Source organism: uncultured Paraglaciecola sp. (assembly GCF_937123705.1).
GTDB lineage: Bacteria > Pseudomonadota > Gammaproteobacteria > Enterobacterales > Alteromonadaceae > Paraglaciecola.
The window spans coordinates 35,180-56,712 of the sequence record NZ_CAKZKO010000155.1 but is presented as its reverse complement, the minus strand read 5'-3'; the positions used below and the strand labels follow the sequence as shown (position 1 = coordinate 56,712).

Genomic DNA, 21,533 nt, shown 5'->3' with positions numbered 1-21,533 from the left:
AAAGGCTAACAGGTTGTAGGGGTTGTCCTTTAGCCGTGCCATCGTGTTTTCCCTGCACAGCTTCAAAATCTTATTGCTTAGTTTCGGTTCAAAATCATGCTCAACTAAAAATGCAACGGTTTCTGTTTCGTTTCTTGACTTCTGCCATTCTTGACAAAGCCTCTGTGCTGCAACGTCACTAATAAAATCGGCAATGTGTGACCATTTATTTTGCTCCATCAAGTCAATAAGCACGCCCTCATCGCCAACCTTATTAATTAGCTTATCAATTGTTTTAGGACCAAGGTTAAACCCCCTAAATCTAGGCGACGACTTCAAATAAGCAGATAAGAATTGGTTACTCGGTAACCCCTGTAGGTGACAGGCTGAAATTGTCACCTGACTCATATATCTTTTCTTGTTAAAGGACATGTGCCCTTTGATTTTCCAAAATTCACCTTTTTTGGGGATGGTTGTCAACGTTTTAAACGAGGCATTAAACAGGACTGTTTTTTTGCTGTTTATTGGGCACGCAGTAAATATAGCACCACCTACAGTTCCGGGCCACACATTGCTAACTTGGGCGATACCGTTATAAACTCCCACTAGTTGAAGACCCTTCTACCCGTATTTTCCATTTCATCCATGGCAGCACTTTGTTCTGACTTTTTACGCTTAAGACTTTCGTATTTAGCTTCCAGCTTTTCATATTTCGCCCTTAGGATTGACAGTTCTTCTACTGCTGTATCCAGCCGAGTTTTCAACACCGAAGCGTCCCTTGATTTTTGATCAGCTTTTTTAGCAAGATAATCATCTTTTTCGTTTTTTGTTTTAAGAGGGTCACCTTCCAGACCAATGTCTTTCAAGTCCCTTTCAAACTGTTCTTTCAGCTTTGTGGGTTGATATAAGCGATCACGGCCAAAATCACACTGTCTAGCAATCTCAGCAATGTTGACATCACCCGACTTATTTACAGGGAAGCCTTTTCCAACTTCCCTAAGCTTGCTCACATAAAGCTCATAGCTCGCTTTATTAACTTCTGTCCTAGATCTGCCCTTAGCCTTTGCCATAATTACTCTTTAACCATGCTCATTGGCACTCGCTTATGGTACTCACGCATAAGCTTGGCTGATACGATTTCATTCTCCAGCCCGGCATCCACCAGTGCACCATCACTTTGACGTTCGATTAGGTTATCAGCCCAGACCTCAAGTTTGTATATGACTTGGCATAAGTCCTCAATCAGCTTTTCACTATCGTCAGCAGTGACTGAGGTGTTTTGTTGTGAGACTGAGGAATCTGCATTCCCAAGGGCATGAAGGGGTGATTTCAAATCGGTACTTTTAATAAACTTAGTCAGCTTACGTACGTTGTTATCCGCTTCGTCTAAAAAGCGCGTTTTTTCTGACAATTGATGTTTCAGATTGCTTATTTCAAGATCCTTGTCCATCAGCGCTTTTTTTGCTGCGGCCTCAACTGTCTGATACAGATCAACATCATCACTCACCAGTATGCCCGTTACCCAAAACTTCTCAACGGCAACTTTTATTTCAGGAATGCTATACACACCAGAACGGGAACATGGCCCTTTACTTGTTGTTACTTTAGCTTGCTTCTCATACATGTTTATGGTGTCAGCAAGGTAAAGATAAATCTCAGTACGGCTTTTAAACTTTAATGTTGGTTTAATGTTTTTTAGCGCCTCCAAAGCAACATTAATCCTCACCTTCTTTCGCTCTTGGTTAGCAATGGCTCCGCCTGATAAAGGCTTTTTGGGCTTAGTCATCGTTCACCTCACTTTCAAACTTCAATCCTAAACCATTAGTTAAGCTTTCCATTAGGTGCTGTGGGGTCAAGTTTAACATTTGTCTAACTTGTTCATTAGATATCCCATGCAGCTCCTTGTACGATTGGATCAGACTAAACAGTTCTTTCACAGGAGCCAATGACACATCAAAAGTAAGTGCAGATTTAGGGTCTTTGATAGCCATAAGTTTACGCTTAGACATTTCAAACTTGGCTGCAATTTTTTTTGTTTCAAGCAAAGGAAATGCTTTACAATCACGTAACCGCTTCAGTATATAATCGCCTTGATGCTCCTCCTCCTTGAAGAAAGTTGGCTTAAGCATGTTCGCGATGAATTCCGGCTTGCCAACCGTAAAGGCACCTGTCTCAAACCCATTTTTAATGTCATCTAATTTGGCTAATAATTCCGATTGACGATATTTCCAGCCGCTTGCATATAAGCTCTTCCGGTCAACGATCGCTTGCACCTCAGAAATCATTTCCAAGTCAGTTGATTTGTCTTGTTGCAACATCGACAACTTTTCCCGTGCATCAACAAATTCCTCAATACACGCATCGTGGGCTGCGGATATTGCTGGTAGATGATTGATACCACTGATTGCATAAGGACATACAGCACAGGCCTTAACATCTCCTAACTCCTCAACAATATCCTTAGGGCAAATATTATCAAACGGGCAGAAATGGGTTGGGTTACATGCCAGTTTACATTTCTCCTTACCCCTCAACATACTGACTCCATCCTTTAAGTTGCCGTTTTCATCAGTAATCAGTTGTATACTGATCAGACCGTATGCATCAATTGCTTGCTTAGGATCTTTTGAAATCCCTTGATGCATGGAGCTTCCAAACGCATTCGATGGCATTTCTCGGTTAAACGCTTCATCAGACATTGGAATATTTACATTTGGAGCGCCCGGCTCGCTGATCCACTGGCGATTTTGGTCTGCATAGTGATCTTCTGGGTCTCGCAAATTGTAGTAAGCAACAAGTCGCGGGTGCTGACCAGTAATGTGTTTACCCACTATGCTTTCTGGCAGGTATCGCGTCTTCTCCTTGACGACTGAGTTTCTACACGCATGGACAGTCGTCCGTTTGGCATACGTAATCTTAATGTGCTCCAAGCCATCTTTCGTCAATTCCACCTTAACAACTTCGGGGTTTGGCTCCTCATGATACTTTTGGCCAACAGGCCTTATTTTATACATTGGCTCCTCATCAAAGCCATGGTCCTTGAGGAATAGCTCAAATGAAAGTAACAAGGAAAGAAAACAGTCATCAACATTTGTAGTGGTCGAGCCACTATCCGGATAACAGGCAAATAAGGGTCTAAAAGCCCCAAATTTTGACTTCTTGTTTCCATTATAAAAGATATTCTTGTTAAATGATTCGTTTGAAACTTCCTTGCGCCAAGCTTTTTGTTCTAGACAAAGGCTGACAGTTAATGCTGACACTGTGGCAACCCAAGGTTGTGTTTTTACCTTGTCAGTGTTGACGGTTAATGGATGCAAGTAATCATCTAACATTTTAGGATTTATGCGCATGTCAAACATATCTAAATCCAACCAGCGTAAGTGCATAGCTCGAATACCAGTGTTCATTGCCAACAGACATACACGGATATCACCGGGATAAACAAGTGCTTTTTTTTCATCGCCTACAAGATACGTGTTGTAGTAAAAGAACCGATAAAAGCTATTAATAGAATACTGCTTACCCCCTTCATCCTCAAAAGAAACTACAGGTAGATCTAACCCATAATCCTTTAAGCAGAAATCAATGGGCTGCACTGCTCTTGATCTTAAGTGCCTTGATGGTCTAGTACTTTTATTAACAGGTGTTTCGTCTACAAAATTGACACAACTGCCATGTCCGCCAAACAACGCTGGATTAAGCTCACCAGCCTGAACTTTTGCTTCAATTTGAGTCTGAAAGTCATGCAAAGCGTGACAAAAACGCGTGAACATTTTAAATACGCGCCGCGACAAAGGTGTCTTCCTGCTTTGCTTGTAAGCGTTGTATGATGGTAAATCATCATTTTCTAGTAAGTTTTCAAAATCATCAGCATCTGGCAGCCTTCTTTTTCTATTCTCACACCAGCGCAAAAACACAACCATTGGGGTAAGGTTCCCATGATGGGTGTTGTTCGACCACCCTTTTATTTCAGCATATAACTCTATGAGTCTTATAAAATCCAATGGGAGTTTGTCTGCTTGTCCTGTCCACCGATTGATAAAAATTTCACAGTTAAGCTTGTTAAGCGTGCTTGGAAAGTCCGGCAAACTAGCTAGGAGCTGGTTTTTGGAATACCAAAAAGGAAGGTAAATGAACAAGTATGAAAAAAAGAGTCCCATAGTGACATTTAATTGCGTTGAATTTTCATAACTTTTCTTTTCAGCATATAGACTTTGAATACCAAGCCAATATTTGACATCTTCGTGATATTGTTCCGGTATCGTATCAACATACACTTCTTCAAATATCTGCCCCTTGTTGCCCATATGTGTCATTGTTAATGACATTAAAGACTTTAAGATTTCGTGTTCAGTGGCTGTAGGAAATGAGTTGTAAATCTCTTTTATTGCCCCCTTAAGCTTGTCTGCTTGTCTCTCTTTTTGATTCGACAACCTCTCACCTTTCGAACTCTCTTTTTTTGTAATCCCATGTTTTCGATACTTTTGGTACTCAGATGTTAGTTCACTATAAACAAGTTCTACCCCTAACTTCTCTCTTGTTGCATTGGCCTCCTTTTGGTTATTGATTGACATATAAAATTTAAGCTGTTCTTCCTCAAACTCCTTAACTGTAAAACCTACTCCAGTTCCCAAGTGCTTAATAAATATGTGGGTCAATAGATGAATTTGAAGCTTACAATTTGTGAATCCATTGGTTTTATTTAAGTTCAAATCTCTAACTTCGCAAATCTCGACCAATTCCAGATCCTTTGCCTCATACCAGCTAGTAGCCAAAATCAACTTCAACCAGCACACAGACCGTGAATCGCACATTCTTTGTTCTGAAAGATCTTTAAATTTCAATGATGAATTAAACCGTGAGTTTTGCGCCCTTACCGAAGACGACACAGGTGAAAAAAATAACGGTCTAAATTTTTCTTCGAATATGAATTCGCAACGAGGAGGCTCAAAATCGTATGGCAAAATAAGCGCTCTTTCCTTCCATAGTCTTACAAATACCAACTGCAATCCAAGTTTTATACCACCATAAAAAGATTTTTTTATCGTTGACCTTTTAGGGCTACCAGTGGACAAAGACAATGCAATCATTTCTTCGTTTGATGGACGATTTGCCGATGAATAACCAACAAGGTCATAAAGGCTACAGATATTATCCTTTGATATTTCATCATTGTCTTTTTTAAAATCAGCCCCAAAAAAACGTAAGAAACTAATAGCTTCTCCATTGAAATTTTTTCTAATAGTTATGGTGTCCGGAGCACCATCGTAGTTATGGTGTTCTTTAATCACCTCACATACTGTGGCAACCGCCTCATGGACAGCGTCAGACAGCGCCTTTCCATCTTTTAAGAAGTAAATTTCCTTGCCAACATTAATCATCTTCAGCTATTCCATTAAAACGTTTATCTACTACCAAATGACACGCTTTCGCTTCCGCCATTAGCTGCTCATATTCTTTTTGGTTTCGCTCTAGCTTCAATTTAAGCAACGTCTCAGGACCTTCACGCCCCGTGCTCACCTCATTCGCATATATGAGCTGCAATTCAAGTCTTTCTTTTACATCCAAAGCGTATCGCTTTGTGCTCGATGGATTTGCATGCCCCATGTATGCTTGAACGTCTGATGGGTCTAAACCATACTTACCATCCGCACGGGGCGCATAATTTTTTAAGTAGAAGCCGTACATGTGACGTAATGAATGAAATCCGTATTTGGTGGCATCTTCCCCTAGTACTTTACGGACGGCGTTTTGAAAGGTATTTAGTGCGCTTGTGTATGAGTTAAACACCTGTGGCTCACCAAAGGTTGTTGCACCTTGAGATTGAAAGACAAAGTCATTTTTTACCGCAATGCGATAATCACCAGAGCGTCTGTATTCAAGCAAATATTCGAAGAACTTTTGCCCCCATGAAATCATAAATGTTTCTCGTGTTTCACGTGTTTTGAAAGCCAGTTGATCTAGCTGCTCAACCGACAAATACGGATATGCTTCGGGACGTGTCTTAGCCGCGATCAACTTAACCTTACGTTTTGCGATGTCGATATCAGCATTTAAAATGGCAATGGCTTCCGAAAAACGACAACCTATCGCTGCAATAAGTGCCCACAATGTACGCGCCCTGTGATTTGGTGCAGCGTCTAACAGCTCCTGAAAGCGATCCCATGGAAAAGTTCTTTGCTCAGCTTCATCATCAAATATATTTGAAGCGCTGCTGTTAGACGATGACGGATAACGTCTTTTGAGGATATTAGCTGCAATAGTGTTAGCTCCACCCGACATTGTACTGGCTAAAATACTATTGCTGATTAGTTCCGCACGCTCTTTATTGGCAAGCTCCCTTCTCCCTACATCGAACATCGGTAATTCTGATTGCGGCACATTGTTGGTGTCGAAACCTGCTTTCATTCGTTGAGCTATGTGTTTTGCGGATTTAGCAGAAAGACGCAAAAATCGCTGTAATGCTGCATGATGAGGATCGTACGACTTCGCAGTAATCTTTGGCGACGGTAGCCCTTTTGTCACGTCATTGACTATACTGTAATCAGTTACACGATCTCCCTTAATCATATACGTTTCATAGGCTTCACAAGCATCTTCTAATGTCTCTTCTGTCAACCCTCCATATAAACATGCTACTTCGTATAAGTAATCATAAAATTGAGAGATGTGTAATGCATAGCTACGCCTTGTGTTAAAAGCTTCATTTTGCTTGATCAAGTCGTCCATGAATATTGAGTAGCCCTGAATAGATTGCCCGTTGCCATCTAGAAGTTCCCAAGAAACCACACCATTTTTCTTAATGGTGATTTTCTTAACGTGCTTTCTTTTCTTTACGGTTTTCTTAATACTCTTCCCAGATACCATCCTAATTCAGCCCCCAAATATCAATACAATTCTATTCAAACAGTTTGTAGGGATACAATTTAGCACACCGCCCCTATTCAGTCAAACTGTCTAAATAAAATCTAAAAGGCAAAAAAAAAGCCAAACCATAAAGGTTCAGCTTTCTTTCTAAGACGTTGTATAACAACGTTATTTGGTACCAGAGGCCGGACTTGAACCGGCACGCTATCACTAGCAACGGATTTTGAATCCGTCATGTCTACCAATTTCATCACTCTGGCAAAAACTATATTTATGCCTGAATTCTATTCAGACAATGGTTCCTATTAAGATAAGAACCGCCACTCCCGAAGAAACCAGATTTTGAATCTAGCGTGTCTACCAATTCCACCACACTGGCTTCGCAAATACTTGGTGTTTGATGCAATCAATCTCCAAGAGGCGAGCATTATAGCGATAGACGTTTTGCTTGCAAGTATTTTGTTACTGATCGCTATAGTTTGCTAGTTTTTTAATCGACATGTTTTGTTGGACTCGCGTCATTACGTTTTGCCAGTGCATAATAAAACAACGGTGTAAGCAGCAGCCCAAATAGGGTGACACCTATCATGCCCGAAAATACCGCTATACCCATCGCTTGACGCATTTCAGATCCAGCCCCGCTTGAAAATACCATAGGCACCACCCCCATAATAAAAGCGATTGAGGTCATTAATATGGGGCGTAAGCGCAATCTACCTGCTTCAAGTATCGCTTGATAGGCAGTGCGGCCTTCATCTTGTAGTTCCTTGGCAAATTCAACGATTAAAATAGCATTTTTGGTTGCCAGTCCCACTAGCACAATGAAGCCTATTTGGGTGAATATATTATTGTCTCCTCCCGCTATTAATACACCGCTTAACGCTGACAATAAGGTCATAGGAATAATCAAAATGATTGCCAGAGGTAAACTAAGGCTCTCGTACTGCGCTGCCAAAACCATAAATACCAAGAGGATGATTAACGGGAAGATATACATGCCTGCATTACCAGCCAATATCTGTTGATAGGTCAATTCGGTCCACTCGTAGCTCATGCCATTTGGTAGAGTTTCGGCCAAAATTTTCTCGATCGCGGCTTGTGCTTGGCCGGAACTAAAACCGGGTGCTGCACCTCCGTTAATCTCGGCCGTAGTAAATCCATTGTAATGCATAACACGATCAGGCCCGGCAGTATTGTTAATCTGAATGAATGAACCAATAGGCACCATGTCACCATTATTGTTACGCACTTTAAGCTGAGCAATATGTTCAGGTGTTTGTCTAAACTGCTCATCGGCTTGCACTTTCACTTGATAAGTACGGCCAAATTGATTGAAGTCATTGGCGTAGACTGAGCCCATGTAACCTTGCAAAGTGGTAAATAATTCATGCAACGACACCGATTGCTGTTTTGCTTTGGTACGGTCAATGTCTATACCTAATTGCGGTACATTGATTTGATAACTTGAGAAAACTCCTGCTAATTCAGGGGTAGCCCAAGCTTTTTGCATCACTTGCATTGTGACTTTATACAGCTCTTCGTAACCATAATTGGCACGATCTTGAATTTGTAATCTAAACCCGCCTATGGTGCCTAAACCTTGTACGGGCGGCGGGGGAAATATAGCAATATAGGCATCTTCAATGGCCGCAAATTTTTTATTGAGCGCCGCAGCGATAGCATCTGCTGATAATGCAGGATCCTCTCGCTCTGCAAAATCATCCAATGGAGTGAATACAATTCCGCTGCTAGTGCTATTAGTAAAGCCGTTGATACTCAAGCCAGGGAAGGCAACCGAGTGTGCTACGCCTGGCTGTGCTAGCGCAATGCGTGACATCTCTTTGACCACAGCTTCGGTGCGTTCAAGTGACGAGGCATCAGGTAATTGCGCAAAGGCTATCAAATATTGTTTATCTTGAGCTGGCACATAGCCGCTTGCCGTAGTGGCAAATTGCAAACCCGTTACGCCGACTAAACCTAAATATATAACACCTACCAATATACCAAATCGCAGAGTTTTCTTAACCACCCAGCCGTAGCCTTGTGATAAACGGGTAAAGAAACGGTTAAAGGGGTTAAATAACCAGCCCCCCAATAACTTATCCATGGCAAGGGTTAGCCAATCTTTTTTCTGCTGCGGACTTTTAAGTAATAGCGCTGACAAAGCCGGACTTAAGGTCAAAGAGTTAATAGCAGAAATAAAGGTCGAAATAGTGATGGTAAGCGCAAATTGTAGGTAAAATTGCCCAGTTAAACCTGACATAAACGCAGTCGGAATAAATACCGCCGCCAATACCAAAGTTGTGGCCACAATAGGGCCGGTGACTTCTTTCATGGCTTTTTGTGTAGCCGCGACAGGCGCAAGGCCTTCGGCAATATTACGTTCGACGTTTTCCACTACTACTATGGCGTCATCTACCACTATGCCTATGGCTAACACTAAACCAAATAACGATAAGGCATTTAGCGAGAAACCTAGCAAATGCATAAAGGCGAAAGTGCCTACTAAAGAAACAGGTACAGCAACCAAAGGAATAATAGAAGCGCGCCAAGTTTGTAAAAATAGCACCACCACTAATACCACCAGCAACAGCGCTTCAAACAAGGTTTTTATCACAGCATCAATCGAGTCACGAACGAATACGGTTGGGTCGTACACAATGTCGTAACTTAAACCCTCTGGAAATGTTTTGGCTAACTCAGCCATTTTACTACGCACATCATTTGAAATTTGAATGGCGTTTGAACCAGAAGCTTGAAACACCGGCATGGCAGCGGCATCTTGGTTGTCGAGCATAGAGCGCAATGCGTAAGATGCGGCGCCAAGTTCAACGCGTGCAACGTCTTTTAAGCGGCTTATTTGCCCTTGTTCACCCACTTTAATGATGATGTCGGCAAACTCTTCAACTGTGGTCAAACGGCCTTTAACGTTGATTAACAGTTGAAAATCACTACTTCCACTTGGCTGGGCACCTAAGCTACCCGCCGCCGCTTGTTGATTTTGTTCACGAATTGCCGCCACTATATTGGCCGGTGACAGACCTAAGGCTGCCACTTTATTGGGGTCTAGCCAAACCCGCATACTGTAATCACCTGCACCAAAGACGCGCACCTGACCCACACCTTCGACACGGGCTAGCTCATCTTTTACATTGAGTACCGCGTAGTTCGACAAATACAGCATATCATAGCGTTTATCGGGTGAAGTAAGATGCACCACCATAGTTAAATCAGGAGACGACTTTGCCGTTACCACACCTAAGCGTTGCACCTCTTCTGGTAAGCGCGGTTTAGCGCGCTCTACTCGACTTTGAACTTGGGTTTGCGCCAAATCCACATCGGTGCCAATGGCAAAGGTAATAGTTAAAGTCATTCGCCCATCAGACGTAGCTTGCGAAGACATATACAGCATATTTTCTACGCCGTTAATTTCTTGCTCTAGGGGCGAAGCAACAGTTTCGGCAATCACTTTGGGGTTGGCACCTGGATAATTAGCCGTTACCACTACTGTAGGTGGCACCACTTCTGGGTACTCGGTGATCGGTAGTTGCCATACAGAGATAGCGCCCACAATCAAAAATACAAGAGAGATAACCGCCGCAAAAATTGGGCGGCCAATGAAAAATTGTGAAAACATGGCCGTCCCCTTAACTGCGATCTGTTAGTGATTCGTGGGCTTGAGCCATCAACTCATTGTTACTGTGATCTAACAATTTTTGTTGGTGACGCAGTGCGCTCAGCGTCTCGTCACTGACCATCTCGACCCACTTTGGTTGTATCAGCATTTTTGGTCGAACTCGCTGCAAGCCATTTACAACTATGTGCTCTTCAGGATTGAGCCCTTCCGTTACTAAGCGCAACCCTTTGATTTTTTCGCCTAACACCACTTGACGATACTCAAGTTGATTGTCTTGACCTACCACTAATACAAATTTTCTGTTGAGATCTGTACCCACTGCTTTCTCATTAATTAAAATCCCCTGATATGCTTGGCTGGCGGTCAATTTAATCCGAGCAAACAAACCTGGTAACAAGGCTTGATCTTGATTAGCAAACGTTGCGCGTATACGTATAGTGCCCGTTTGATGATTTACTGCGTTATCGACAAAATCGATACTGCCCGCATGTACATACTCCTCTTCACTAGCTAAAGCCATATATACCGGATTACCCGTGGTATGACGCGTACCCGAGCCTTCACCAGACTGAGCAAGTTGCTTGTATTTTAAATAGCTTTGTTCATCTACATCGAAATACGCATACATTTTGTCCATAGACACTAGCTTGGTCAGTATACTTTGCCCTGCAGTCACAAAATTACCTGCGGTGATTTGGGCATAAGAAACCCGACCAGAAATCGGTGCCGTAACTTGGGTATAAGACAAGTCAAGCTCCGCCCTCACTAGGGCTGCGGATACCGAGGCAACGGTAGCGCCTGTTTGTTGTTTACGGGCTAAACGACTATCGAGAATTTCCATAGATACCGCGCGTTGCTCTCTTAATGTACTGGCACGATTAAAGTCATTTTTTGCTTGAGTAAAGGCGCTCTGCGCACTGAGTAACTCTCCCTTTAAGCGATCTACTTCGGCTTTAAACGCTCGCGAGTCAATCTGAAACAGCACTTCGCCTTTGGTGACTACCGCACCTTCTGCAAACAATACATTTTCAATATAACCTGAGACTCTTGGTACTAAGGTCACGGTTTGTGGCGCTTGTAAGCGACCGGTGAATTCGTCCCACTCTGTGATGCGTTCGTTCACCACTGTGGCCACACTCACTTGAGGTACCATTTGAGGCGCTACTTGAGTGGATGGCTCTGAATTACCACAAGCAGCCAACATTATGCTGGTGATAGCTACTAGCAAAGACTTCTGTATGGCGTGTTTTTTACTCATGATATTCATTTCCTATCGTTTTAATTTATTCGGGTTTGATTTTTAAAACCCACAATTACGTACTGGTCGGTAAGAATATAGATATAAAGTGTTTAGTCAATCCATTTGCGTACCGATTGGTAAGTTATTTTTAATCTAACTAAGATCGACATTCTATAGTGTCTTGAAAACAAGCAACTGTTGCAGCTAAGTCTATAGCGTTACTAACTTTCCTTAACAGCCCCAAAATACATAGCGTTCAGATGAAGGACTGCATTAAAATTGATTAGCAAAAGGGTGTGAATGACTCAAAACTTGTTTGTGAACCCTTTACTTTTCGTACTGAATAGTACAAATTCAATATAGACAAAGCTTAACAAGCTGTTTACCATGTGCTTACATTTAAGAGCAGGAACTAAATAATGAATACAGCTACGGGTACTGTTGCAGTGGGTAGACCTCGGGCTTTTGACGAGCAAGCCACCCTTGAGAAAGCCTTAGAAGTATTTTGGGATAAAGGATACGACGGCGCTTCTTTAGCTGACTTGACCGCCGCAATGGGGATCAATAAAACCAGCTTGTATTCCGCTTTTGGTAATAAAGAACAGTTATTTTTAAAGGCTATTGAGTTCTACGAAAATCGACCCTGTAGTTTTTTCAAACCTGCTTTAGCACAACCTAGCGCCTACCAAGTGGCTGAGTTTATGTTGTTAGGTGCGGCAAAAAATATGTCTGATCCATCTCATCCACAAGGGTGTGTCATGGTGCAAGGCGCCTTGGCTTGTAGCGAGGCGGCAACTGGGGTTAAAGAAGAATTAATTAAGCGCCGCCAGAACAATGAAGAACAAATTAGAGCCCGTTTCGAACTAGCTAAAGCACAAGGTGACTTAAGCAAAGATGCCGATGTGCAGGTTTTGGCTCGTTATTTAAGTACCATGTTACAAGGTATGGCTGTACAAGCTAGCAGCGGCGCCACCGAAGCCCAATTACTTGAGGTGGCCAATTTCGCGTTAGCTAGCTTTGTCCGTATCCAATAAGTTTACTCTTTATCAAGCGTTTAATTAAATGACAATTAATCTGAAAACTGCCTAACCATTGCGCTTAAGGTTTCCTTTGCATCACCAAAAATCATTCGAGTGTTAGGCTTGAAGAATAATGGATTGTCAATGCCAGCAAATCCAGAGGCCATGCCACGTTTTAACACAAATACATTCTTCGCTAAGTCTGCGTTGATGACGGGCATACCGTAAATGGGGCTGCCTTTCATTTCGCGAGCGGCGGGGTTAACCACGTCGTTGGCACCAATCACCATAGCCACGTCGAAGTTTTGAATGCGCTTGTTGATATCATCCATTTCAAATAAATGTTCATATGACACGTCAGCTTCGGCTAACAGTACGTTCATATGACCCGGCATCCGCCCTGCAACTGGGTGAATGGCGTAAGCGACTTCGGCACCGTTTTCTTCTAATTGTTCTTGCAACTCTTTCATAGCATGTTGTGCTTGGGCCACTGCCATACCGTAACCTGGAATTACCACCACAGATTGAGCGGCTTCTAACACGTAGTATGCATCGTCGGCAGATAATGGTTTTACCTCTCCTTCGATAACCATGTCAGATTTAGACACCGACATAAATCCACTAAACAAAACATTAGATAACGAGCGGTTCATGGCCTTACACATGATATTGGTTAAAATTATGCCACTGGCACCTACCAATGAACCTGCCACAATCAAAATATTGTTATGTAGTGCAAAACCGGCGGCACAGGCGGCTAGTCCCGAGTAGGAATTAAGTAGCGATATAACCACAGGCATATCTGCTCCACCAATGGGTAGTACTAGCATTATCCCAAATAACAGAGCTAATCCCATGGCGATATATAACACGGTAGCAGGGTCAATATTCATTCCCGCTATGGAGGCTGGCTGTGTCACAAAAAGATAACCCACTATAACAATGGTGAGCACCAGTAAACTATTAAGTGCTGCCTGCCCCACAAAAGTAACAGAGCGCCCAGTAATGCGTTCACTTAGTTTTGCCCAAGCGATTAAACTGCCAGAAAAGGTCACGCCACCTATTAGCAATGCCAAAAATGTCACCACCATAGTAAAGGCACTTAATTCTGTGCCTGTTGCAATAGTTGCCCATGCAACAAATAAACTAGCAAGACCACCTATGCCATTAAGTAACGACACCATTTCTGGCATGGCGGTCATAGCGACCATACGCGCGGCAAGTACACCAACTAGGCTACCCGCAATCATGGCAATGGCTATCATTTCAAAACTGACAATTTGTTGGTCGAACATAGTGACAACTATGGCCACAAGCATAGCCAACGCAGACAGAAAATTACCTTTTCGAGCTGACGAAGGATGGCCAAGTAGTTTTAAACCAAATATAAATAACGCCGCAGAAAGCACGTAAGTGAAATTGATCACCAAATTGGTGGTAGTTGACTCTATCATGGTATTCCCCTACTGCTTTTTCTTGAACATGGAAAGCATTCGGTCTGTGACCAAATACCCACCAACAACGTTAATCGTGGCCAAAAATACCGCAAAGGCACCGAGATAAGCGGCGTATTCACCCATGGCATCGTTACCCGCTAATGCTAAGGCCCCAACCACTGTGATACCCGAAATCGCATTGGCACCCGACATCAAAGGTGTGTGTAAGGTTGCAGGGACTTTTTGAATCAGCTCAAAACCAACAAAAATCGACAAAAGTAAAATAAATAATAAATATACGGCGTCCATTAGGCTTCCTCTTTATCGTTTGGTTTTGCGTCGTTGGCGTCGTAAATCGACTTCAGCATGGCGTTCACCACTTGCCCTTGATGGGTAATCACACAGCCAGATTGCACTTCATCTTCAATATCTAAGGCAAATTTATTGTCTTCTTTCGACCAAAACTCACTGATTAAATTTTGTAGGTTATTGGCATACATTTGGGTGGCATGTTTGGCTACTCCATTGGCCCAATAACCTGTGCCAATAATAGTGACCCCAGATTGCGTCACGACTTGTGTAGCAACGGAGCCTTGCACGTTTCCGCCATTTTCGGCGGCCATATCCACAATCACGCTGCCCGGCTTCATGCTGTCTATGGTTTGTGAGTCAATTAACACGGGGGGTTTACGCCCAAATAACTGCGCGGTGGTGATAACGATATCAGAGTCGGCAATACACTTAGCTTGTTCGCGCTGCTGAATTTGCATTTGTTCTTGAGTCAGTGCCTGTGCGTAACCTTGTCCGGTTTCGCCGGTTTCGCCCAAATCAATATCTAAAAATTTAGCTCCTAAAGATTGCACTTGTTCGGCAACCACAGTACGGGTATCAAAGGCGGTTACACTTGCGCCTAAACGTTTGGCCGTGGCTATGGCTTGTAGCCCGGCAACACCCGCACCAATCACAAACACTTTAGCGGGTTTAAGTGTGCCTGCTGGTGTCATCATCATAGGTAATACGCTGTCTAGGTGATTGACGGCCTGCATTACCATCACGTAGCCTGCCAAACTAGCCTGCGAACTAAGGGCATCCATTTTCTGACAACGGCTGATGCGTGGGATCATTTCCATGCTAATACTAGTGATATTCTTATCACATAAATTAGTCACAAACTCCCGCTCATTAAATGGGTCTAGATAACTAACGATAAGCGCATTCCCTTTAACATGGGCTAAATCATCGTCACTTAGTTTATGTAAACTAAGCACCAGATCGGCTTTTGTTAACAGCGTTTCGCGACTGGCAACAATGTCTGCACCGGCTTGTGCATACTCATCATCACTCACATGGATGTGTTTGCCTATACCGGCTTGCACTTGCACCGTTGCACCCAATAATTTGTACGCTTTAACGTTGGCTGGTAATACAGAGCAACGTTTCTCCTGAGACTTAAGCTCAGCAGGGAACCCGATAATCATCATAGAAACCTCAAAGTTTAAGTACTAATTTAAGAACTATAATAAATATGTATTATTTAAGAATGGATTGTAAATTCATAACAATTATATCTTAGATTCACTAAGTAATTGTTTGTTGGATGAAGAGTAGCCAACGATTAGCTGAAAAAACAACTAATCGTTTTTAAGGGCTGTTGGACTTTGCAGAATGAAGCTGAGAAGTTAAAGAAATAATTAGTGAGTGATTAATAGTCAGCAAAACTATTACGAATACCGGCAAATGATTCAACTGGGGCAATCGCTCCTGGATGTTGAATGACGATCCCAGCCGCTGCAGACGCCAATTCAACCGAAGAGGTCACATCTTTGCCCGCCAACCTAGCACTTAAATACACACCATTAAATGAGTCACCCGCTGACGTGGTGTCCACTACATAAGTAACGGGCGTGACGACCACATGGGTCAATTCACCCTTGACTTGGCAATACACGCTCTCGGGACCATTTTTAAGCACCACTTCATCAATATTAAAAGGCTGACAAAACGCTAGAATGTCATCTAAGGTTTCGATGTCATACAGCAGTTTAAAATCCTCTACTCCAGGCATCATAATATCGCAGGCGGCGTACGCTTTTGTGAATTCTGCAATGGCATCCTCTGGGCCATTCCATAATCGAGGCCGGTAATTAGGGTCAAAGCCAATTTTTACACCTGCAGACTTTAAACGCTCAAGCATTGCCCAAAAAGCAGCTCTGTGTTCCGTTTCTAGAATCGCAATTGAGATACCCGAAAAGAAAAACAAATCAGCCTGACAAAGTTCAGCTATAGCTTGTTCGTCAACAAATTGCATGACTTCTTTAGCGGCAGACTTATCACGCCAATACAAGAATGAACGCTCGCCCTGCTCATCAGTTTCCACCAAATAAATACCTGGATGGCGCTCGCTCTTGGTAGAAATATGCTGATTGTTCAGATTCTCAGATCGGCAAACTGATATTAATTGCTGGCTAATGGTGTCCTGCCCAAGGCCGGTCATAAAGGCAACATCTTGCTCTGCCGATATGCGTTTCATATACACAGCTGTATTGAAAGTGTCGCCTGCAAAAGAGCGCAGCATTAGCCCATCTTTCGCTTGACGTAATTCCAGCATACATTCGCCCATTAACACTATTTTTTGCATAATAAACCTTGAAATTGAGACAAAGCAAAGCTCAACGAGCTTCGCTTATTTATATTCGACAACGACTTACTTAAGAGACTTTAACGGCTCTATTTTAGGAATAAGGACCCACACAGCGACCATAGCAATCACCGCTAACGATGCGCCTATTACAAATGCCGGTGTGTAGTTACCATCAGCCGTTAGAATAGGGACAAGCGCGGTAAGGCCTAAAGCCCCCAACTTAGCCGCCATACCTGAAAAACCAGCCAATGTACCCACTGCTTTTTTACCATAGAGATCACTAGGTAAGGTTTGCACGTTACCAATGGCCGTTTGGAAACCAAATAAAATAACCGCCATAATCATCACCGCTGTAGTTGGACCTCCGGGATTTGCCATGGCTAACAGTGCCGGTAACATGATCAAACAACCCAAAGTAATGGTTAATTTACGCGTTTTATCGGTATTCCATCCCGCTTTTAAACGGTTCTGAGCCAATAAACCACCAAACCACGCGCCAACCATAGCGCCAACATATGGCACCCAACCATAAATTCCTATGGCTTTTACATCCATTGCGTATACTTCGTTTAGATAAATTGGGATCCAAAAAACAAACAACCACCAAATAGGATCAATAGCAGCAGAAGCAATGATGACACCCCAACTCTGTTTACGAGAGAGTAACTCGGCTGTTGATGGGTTATATTCATCTGCAACCGTTGTTTGAGCGGCGACCGTGACTTTTTGCCCTGTTAAAATATATTCACGCTCTTGTGCAGTGATCCAAGGATGAGACTCAGGTGGCGCCTTAACAAGAATAATCCAAGGAATAAGCCACAATAACCCCACTAAACCAATCACCACAAACACCATTTGCCAGCTAAAATATACTGTCAAGTAGGCAATTAGTGGAATAGCGATGATGCCGCCAATCGCTGCTCCAGAATTAAAAATACCTTGAGCTAAAGCACGCTCTTTAGTTGGGAACCAATCGGCATTACTTTTAGCGGCACCAGGCCAGTTTCCGGCTTCTGACACACCTAAAATCGCTCTAAAGATGGAAAAACTAAGAGCCCCTTGAGCAAACGCATGAGCGGCAGTGGCAAGTGACCAAAAGCCAATCGACAACACAAACCCCATTCGAGTGCCCACCCAATCGAATATTTTGCCAAATATGGCTTGACCAAAGGCATAAGACAAAATGAACACAATCGAGATGTTGGCATAGATTTGTTTGCGCTCTAGCGCTGACTCATCAGGAAACAAATCCTCAACAATATCTGGCCACAAAACACTTAACGCCGAGCGATCTATATAATTTATAACGGTAGCTAACGCGATCAATGCAATTACCCACCAGCGTAAATTTTTCATTTTCATAATTATCTACTCTTTTTATCATTTAACGATATTGTTGGTTAATGTGGCGGTATGAGGTCCCTCTACACGCAACTCTACAACTGTAGGCGCTGAAGTATTAGTAAACTCATTATCATTCACAGTAGTAATGGGTTCGCCAACTGTGTGTTCTATAGAAGCAGACGCGGAGTCAATAAAGCGGTTGTTACTTATTTGAGCGACTTGCACACCATGTAGCCTTACAGCCGACTCACTTTTGTTGCGTTTTCCCTTGCCTACATTTTTAATGGTATTACCATTCATCATAAAATGAGGACCAAAAGTACTTTCGTCTGTTCCTCCTCTATAAAGTTTAACTACCGCGCCTTCGACATTCTCAACGGTATTGTTGTTGAAATAGACATACTCGGCGTTATAAATGCCCAGATCATCGGTTTCTTTATTAAGACGAATGAGATCACCCGTAATATTTTTAAATGTGCTGTTGTTGATGGTAAAGCTATCAGCAAAGCTGCGACTTCCTGCATCAAATACATGAAAAGAGTGATTAACATTTAAATTTTCAATCACGCTGCCTTGGATCTCAACTCGGTAATTGCGCTGCATGGGGATTTTTGAAGTACGCAACAAAGTATTACCCGCTGAATCTGGCGTGTGTTTACCACTAATGATGAGATCGACTAATTTTAAACTCCCAAAATCACCGATATCTACAAAAGTAGAGCGTTCAGGATACAAAGTCACTTGGGTTTTATGCTTTGCTTTGATGGTAATCGTTTTGGTCAGTTTAATCACTTTGCCGATAGTGTAGTCGCCATTCTCTAACAGCAATACATCACCGCTGGCAGCATTATTTATGGCATCAAAAAGTGCGTTTTCGACAGGTTTGACCGATACCGTTTTACCCGAGTCAAAAGCCACATCTTGTTCGGCTTTAGGGTAATAACTTGCACCGACCTGTTGTTTTTTGATGGGCTGAAGAGAAGTTGACGCCCCTTTTGATATGTCACTTTGTGGATATAACAAACCGTTTTCAGCACGCTGCATATCTAATGAAGTCACGGTAAACCCACTGGCTAATGTAGGGTTAATGCCAGATGAAACCAGGTTGCCAGCAAAGCTGATACCACTGACATCGTCAAACAAACTAATACCGTCAGTATTGTTACTATTAACAATTAAATTATTCTGAAATTGACTATTGATAGGCACGGCACTGCGTTCGGCATCGCTTCCAGCGGCAAAATGTATATGCTCAACATCAACTAGAGTATTGTTCTTAATCAACGCATTATCGACTTGATGATAACGGTTTATTTTAGAGTTAGGTACACCGTTCATTATGGTAAATCCACTGCCAAAACGATAACCGGTTAACCCTTCCATATAGTTATTATTAATGACTTGGTCACGGTTAATAACTCTGATACCACCGGTGTGATCGACACCATTACCAAAAAACACATTACCTTCAACTAAGTTGCCATTACCATGACGTAATGTCAGAGTGCCCCGCGATTCGAAAAACACATTGTTAAGAATGCGATTTTTACCCGACTTGTTGGAAATAATTTCTACTTCGCCGTTACAACGGTCAAAATAGTTGTTTTCAATGGTCGTAAATGAATCTGTTAATGAGTAGTGACTTGTTCCAACGCGCAATGTTTCACCACCATTGGAGCCGAGCGTCGGGCGTGGCCCGAAATAGTTATGGTCGATTCGGTGGTGATTCTGCTGACTTTCTTCAGTATTTAAACGCACCGCCATAGTGACACCAGCATTACGTTTTCCAATTAGACTGCTATGGTCAAAACGGTTATATCTTCCGTACATCACCACCCATTTATCTTGCTCAAATTTTTCTGGATTGCTGTAATTATCGATCACTACTTGAGTCACGCGGCTATGATTAGCCAAATCATTTTTATTACGGCGAAATGAAATAACTTCCCCAGTTGGGGTATAACCATCTTTAAACACTAAGCCAGACACCACTAAATACTTACCAGCCAAACGCAAATTTGACAGCCCTGACAAAACAACCTGACCCGGCGTTTCGGCTCGTAACGTGACTGGCTTTTGTTTTGTACCTGTAGCTTTAAACACTATTTCAAAGTCTGACCATGTGCCATTGACCAACACAACTTCATCGCCTGCTTTTAATTGAGTCACCACTTTTTTATATTCTTGTTGAGTTTTGACTAAATATTCTTTAGCAACAGCACCAGGATTTATCGTCGCTAATAACACAAAAGTAAAAATGATTAATATGAATATACGCTGCATAACTTTGCTCTTATTGCTAAAAATTAACTTGGTGTCTTTTAGATAGAAGCAGCTCCCCTAGAAGAAAACAACTTCACATTTATACTCAGACAATACAATGTAACCAATTGTTAAACATATTGTCAAACCAATGTTAACCAAATAGTTGTTTTTTTATTACCAATATGTGACAATTTGGCAATACCAATGGACGCTAACATGATTCCAGTCTGTAAATAAATCAGCGATATACCAGTGTTAAACAGCTAGTGAATTGGTTGTAATAGAGTTATTATAAATTTATAAAATAAGTAAAACTGTAGGATGTTTGAAAATGGCAAATCATCGTTTGTTCTGGAAAATAGTAACTAAAATCGAAGAGTTGATTGACTCTGGCCAATACCCACCGGGTAGTCGATTACCACCGGAGCGATTGTTAGCAGAAAATTTTGAGGTGAGTCGCCCCACTATCCGTGAAGCGATTATTGCCCTTGAAGTACGAGAAAGAGTAGAAGTAAAAACTGGATCTGGTGTCTATGTACTTAATGGCAAACAAACAACAACCTCTGATTATGAATTTAGCGCATTTGAATTAACTCAAGCGCGAGCCTTGATTGAAGGCGAAGCAGCGGCGTTAGCTGCAACCACCATTACTGATGATGAACTGTTGCAGTTACATAAGACTTTGGAAGATATGGAAAAAGATATCAAACCTGAAATAGCAGATAGAAAATTTCATCTAATTATCTCTAAAGCCACCCGTAATAATGCCATTTTAATGGCAGTTGAAAACTTTTGGCACGTGCGCGATACCAGTGAAACAGTAAAGGATGCGTATAAAGGTGTTTGTAGCCAAAGTAGTAGCAAACGACTCGATGAACATAAATCAATTTACAATGCACTAAAAAAGCGTGACTCACAGGCCGCCAGAGCCGCCATGCATTTGCATTTTAATCGATTAATTAATGCATTATTTGAAGCCAGTGAAAAACAAGCCTTAGAGGCAATGCGAAAACAAACCAGCGAAACGCGCGATCTATATTCCCTTAGTCACATCCTAAGTGGTGCATCTAATTAACCAGAATTCTGGTTAATTAATTCTGGTGGC

Annotated in this window: 15 protein-coding genes and 1 tRNA gene; 2 read left to right on the top strand and 14 right to left on the bottom strand. The window is 42.3% G+C overall.

Going from position 1 to position 21,533, the window contains the following annotated elements:
• The 8 genes from Q0688_RS21165 to Q0688_RS21130 form a co-directional block, all read right to left on the bottom strand.
• Positions 1-411 (bottom strand): helix-hairpin-helix domain-containing protein (locus tag Q0688_RS21165; protein ID WP_299082156.1); only part of this gene is annotated, 411 nt, incomplete at its 3' end.
• 173 nt (positions 412-584) lie between these two features.
• The gene (locus Q0688_RS21160; RefSeq protein WP_299082154.1) at positions 585-1,049 is read right to left on the bottom strand and encodes a hypothetical protein; all 465 of its coding nucleotides are present in this window, start codon (positions 1,047-1,049) and stop codon (positions 585-587) included.
• 2 nt (positions 1,050-1,051) lie between these two features.
• Complete coding sequence (locus Q0688_RS21155) at positions 1,052-1,765, bottom strand: hypothetical protein (RefSeq protein WP_299082152.1); 714 nt, start codon at positions 1,763-1,765, stop codon at positions 1,052-1,054.
• Entirely contained in the window at positions 1,758-5,360 is a 3,603-nt protein-coding gene (locus Q0688_RS21150) for a hypothetical protein (protein WP_299082150.1), read from the bottom strand. Before Q0688_RS21150 ends, Q0688_RS21155 begins: the two co-directional genes overlap by 8 nt.
• On the bottom strand, positions 5,353-6,846 hold the full coding sequence (locus Q0688_RS21145; RefSeq protein WP_299082148.1) for a site-specific integrase: 1,494 nt from the start codon (positions 6,844-6,846) through the stop codon (positions 5,353-5,355). The genes Q0688_RS21150 and Q0688_RS21145 overlap by 8 nt, the downstream gene beginning before the upstream one ends.
• A gap of 173 nt (positions 6,847-7,019) precedes the next feature.
• A tRNA-Leu gene (locus Q0688_RS21140) sits at positions 7,020-7,106 on the bottom strand.
• 230 nt (positions 7,107-7,336) lie between these two features.
• The gene (locus Q0688_RS21135) at positions 7,337-10,483 is read right to left on the bottom strand and encodes an efflux RND transporter permease subunit (RefSeq protein ID WP_299082146.1); all 3,147 of its coding nucleotides are present in this window, start codon (positions 10,481-10,483) and stop codon (positions 7,337-7,339) included.
• A gap of 10 nt (positions 10,484-10,493) precedes the next feature.
• A complete protein-coding gene (locus tag Q0688_RS21130) occupies positions 10,494-11,741 on the bottom strand; it encodes an efflux RND transporter periplasmic adaptor subunit (protein ID WP_299082144.1) in 1,248 nt (415 codons plus the stop codon).
• Between the two features lie 401 nt (positions 11,742-12,142).
• On the opposite strand from Q0688_RS21130, the gene Q0688_RS21125 reads away from it, so the two are divergent.
• Positions 12,143-12,757: a TetR/AcrR family transcriptional regulator gene (locus tag Q0688_RS21125; protein WP_299082142.1), complete on the top strand. Its 615-nt coding sequence runs from the start codon at positions 12,143-12,145 to the stop codon at positions 12,755-12,757.
• A gap of 35 nt (positions 12,758-12,792) precedes the next feature.
• Here Q0688_RS21125 and Q0688_RS21120 read toward each other — a convergent pair whose 3' ends face one another.
• The 6 genes from Q0688_RS21120 to Q0688_RS21095 all read right to left on the bottom strand — a co-directional run bounded on the left by Q0688_RS21120 (position 12,793) and on the right by Q0688_RS21095 (position 20,446).
• Positions 12,793-14,196, bottom strand: a complete 1,404-nt coding sequence (locus Q0688_RS21120) for an NAD(P)(+) transhydrogenase (Re/Si-specific) subunit beta (RefSeq protein WP_299082140.1) — start codon at positions 14,194-14,196, stop codon at positions 12,793-12,795.
• A gap of 9 nt (positions 14,197-14,205) precedes the next feature.
• The gene (locus Q0688_RS21115) at positions 14,206-14,487 is read right to left on the bottom strand and encodes an NAD(P) transhydrogenase subunit alpha (protein WP_299082138.1); all 282 of its coding nucleotides are present in this window, start codon (positions 14,485-14,487) and stop codon (positions 14,206-14,208) included.
• Positions 14,487-15,659 (bottom strand): NAD(P) transhydrogenase subunit alpha, encoded by a 1,173-nt coding sequence (locus tag Q0688_RS21110; RefSeq protein WP_299082136.1) that lies wholly within the window; start codon positions 15,657-15,659, stop codon positions 14,487-14,489. Before Q0688_RS21110 ends, Q0688_RS21115 begins: the two co-directional genes overlap by 1 nt.
• 221 nt (positions 15,660-15,880) lie before the next feature.
• A complete protein-coding gene (locus tag Q0688_RS21105) occupies positions 15,881-16,816 on the bottom strand; it encodes a sugar kinase (protein ID WP_299082134.1) in 936 nt (311 codons plus the stop codon).
• 66 nt (positions 16,817-16,882) lie between these two features.
• Positions 16,883-18,181 (bottom strand): MFS transporter, encoded by a 1,299-nt coding sequence (locus Q0688_RS21100; RefSeq protein WP_299082132.1) that lies wholly within the window; start codon positions 18,179-18,181, stop codon positions 16,883-16,885.
• A gap of 18 nt (positions 18,182-18,199) precedes the next feature.
• Positions 18,200-20,446 carry a chondroitinase-B domain-containing protein gene (locus Q0688_RS21095; protein ID WP_299082130.1) on the bottom strand — a complete coding sequence of 749 codons (2,247 nt, stop codon included), beginning with the start codon at positions 20,444-20,446 and terminating at the stop codon, positions 18,200-18,202.
• 313 nt (positions 20,447-20,759) lie between these two features.
• Between Q0688_RS21095 and Q0688_RS21090 the strand changes: the two genes are divergently transcribed.
• Positions 20,760-21,503, top strand: coding sequence for a FadR/GntR family transcriptional regulator (locus tag Q0688_RS21090; protein ID WP_299082128.1), 744 nt, complete (start codon positions 20,760-20,762; stop codon positions 21,501-21,503).
• Positions 21,504-21,533: the final 30 nt, after the last annotated feature.

What these genes read in the sequence shown, in the direction of transcription:
- Q0688_RS21160 (WP_299082154.1), bottom strand. Translation starts at nt 1,049, where the DNA reads ATGGCAAAGGCTAAGGGCAGATCTAGGACAGAAGTTAATAAAGCGAGC.
- Q0688_RS21155 (WP_299082152.1), bottom strand. Translation starts at nt 1,765, where the DNA reads ATGACTAAGCCCAAAAAGCCTTTATCAGGCGGAGCCATTGCTAACCAA.
- Q0688_RS21150 (WP_299082150.1), bottom strand. Translation starts at nt 5,360, where the DNA reads ATGATTAATGTTGGCAAGGAAATTTACTTCTTAAAAGATGGAAAGGCG.
- Q0688_RS21145 (WP_299082148.1), bottom strand. Translation starts at nt 6,846, where the DNA reads ATGGTATCTGGGAAGAGTATTAAGAAAACCGTAAAGAAAAGAAAGCAC.
- Q0688_RS21135 (WP_299082146.1), bottom strand. Translation starts at nt 10,483, where the DNA reads ATGTTTTCACAATTTTTCATTGGCCGCCCAATTTTTGCGGCGGTTATC.
- Q0688_RS21130 (WP_299082144.1), bottom strand. Translation starts at nt 11,741, where the DNA reads ATGAGTAAAAAACACGCCATACAGAAGTCTTTGCTAGTAGCTATCACC.
- Q0688_RS21125 (WP_299082142.1), top strand. Translation starts at nt 12,143, where the DNA reads ATGAATACAGCTACGGGTACTGTTGCAGTGGGTAGACCTCGGGCTTTT.
- Q0688_RS21120 (WP_299082140.1), bottom strand. Translation starts at nt 14,196, where the DNA reads ATGATAGAGTCAACTACCACCAATTTGGTGATCAATTTCACTTACGTG.
- Q0688_RS21115 (WP_299082138.1), bottom strand. Translation starts at nt 14,487, where the DNA reads ATGGACGCCGTATATTTATTATTTATTTTACTTTTGTCGATTTTTGTT.
- Q0688_RS21110 (WP_299082136.1), bottom strand. Translation starts at nt 15,659, where the DNA reads ATGATGATTATCGGGTTCCCTGCTGAGCTTAAGTCTCAGGAGAAACGT.
- Q0688_RS21105 (WP_299082134.1), bottom strand. Translation starts at nt 16,816, where the DNA reads ATGCAAAAAATAGTGTTAATGGGCGAATGTATGCTGGAATTACGTCAA.
- Q0688_RS21100 (WP_299082132.1), bottom strand. Translation starts at nt 18,181, where the DNA reads ATGAAAATGAAAAATTTACGCTGGTGGGTAATTGCATTGATCGCGTTA.
- Q0688_RS21095 (WP_299082130.1), bottom strand. Translation starts at nt 20,446, where the DNA reads ATGCAGCGTATATTCATATTAATCATTTTTACTTTTGTGTTATTAGCG.
- Q0688_RS21090 (WP_299082128.1), top strand. Translation starts at nt 20,760, where the DNA reads ATGGCAAATCATCGTTTGTTCTGGAAAATAGTAACTAAAATCGAAGAG.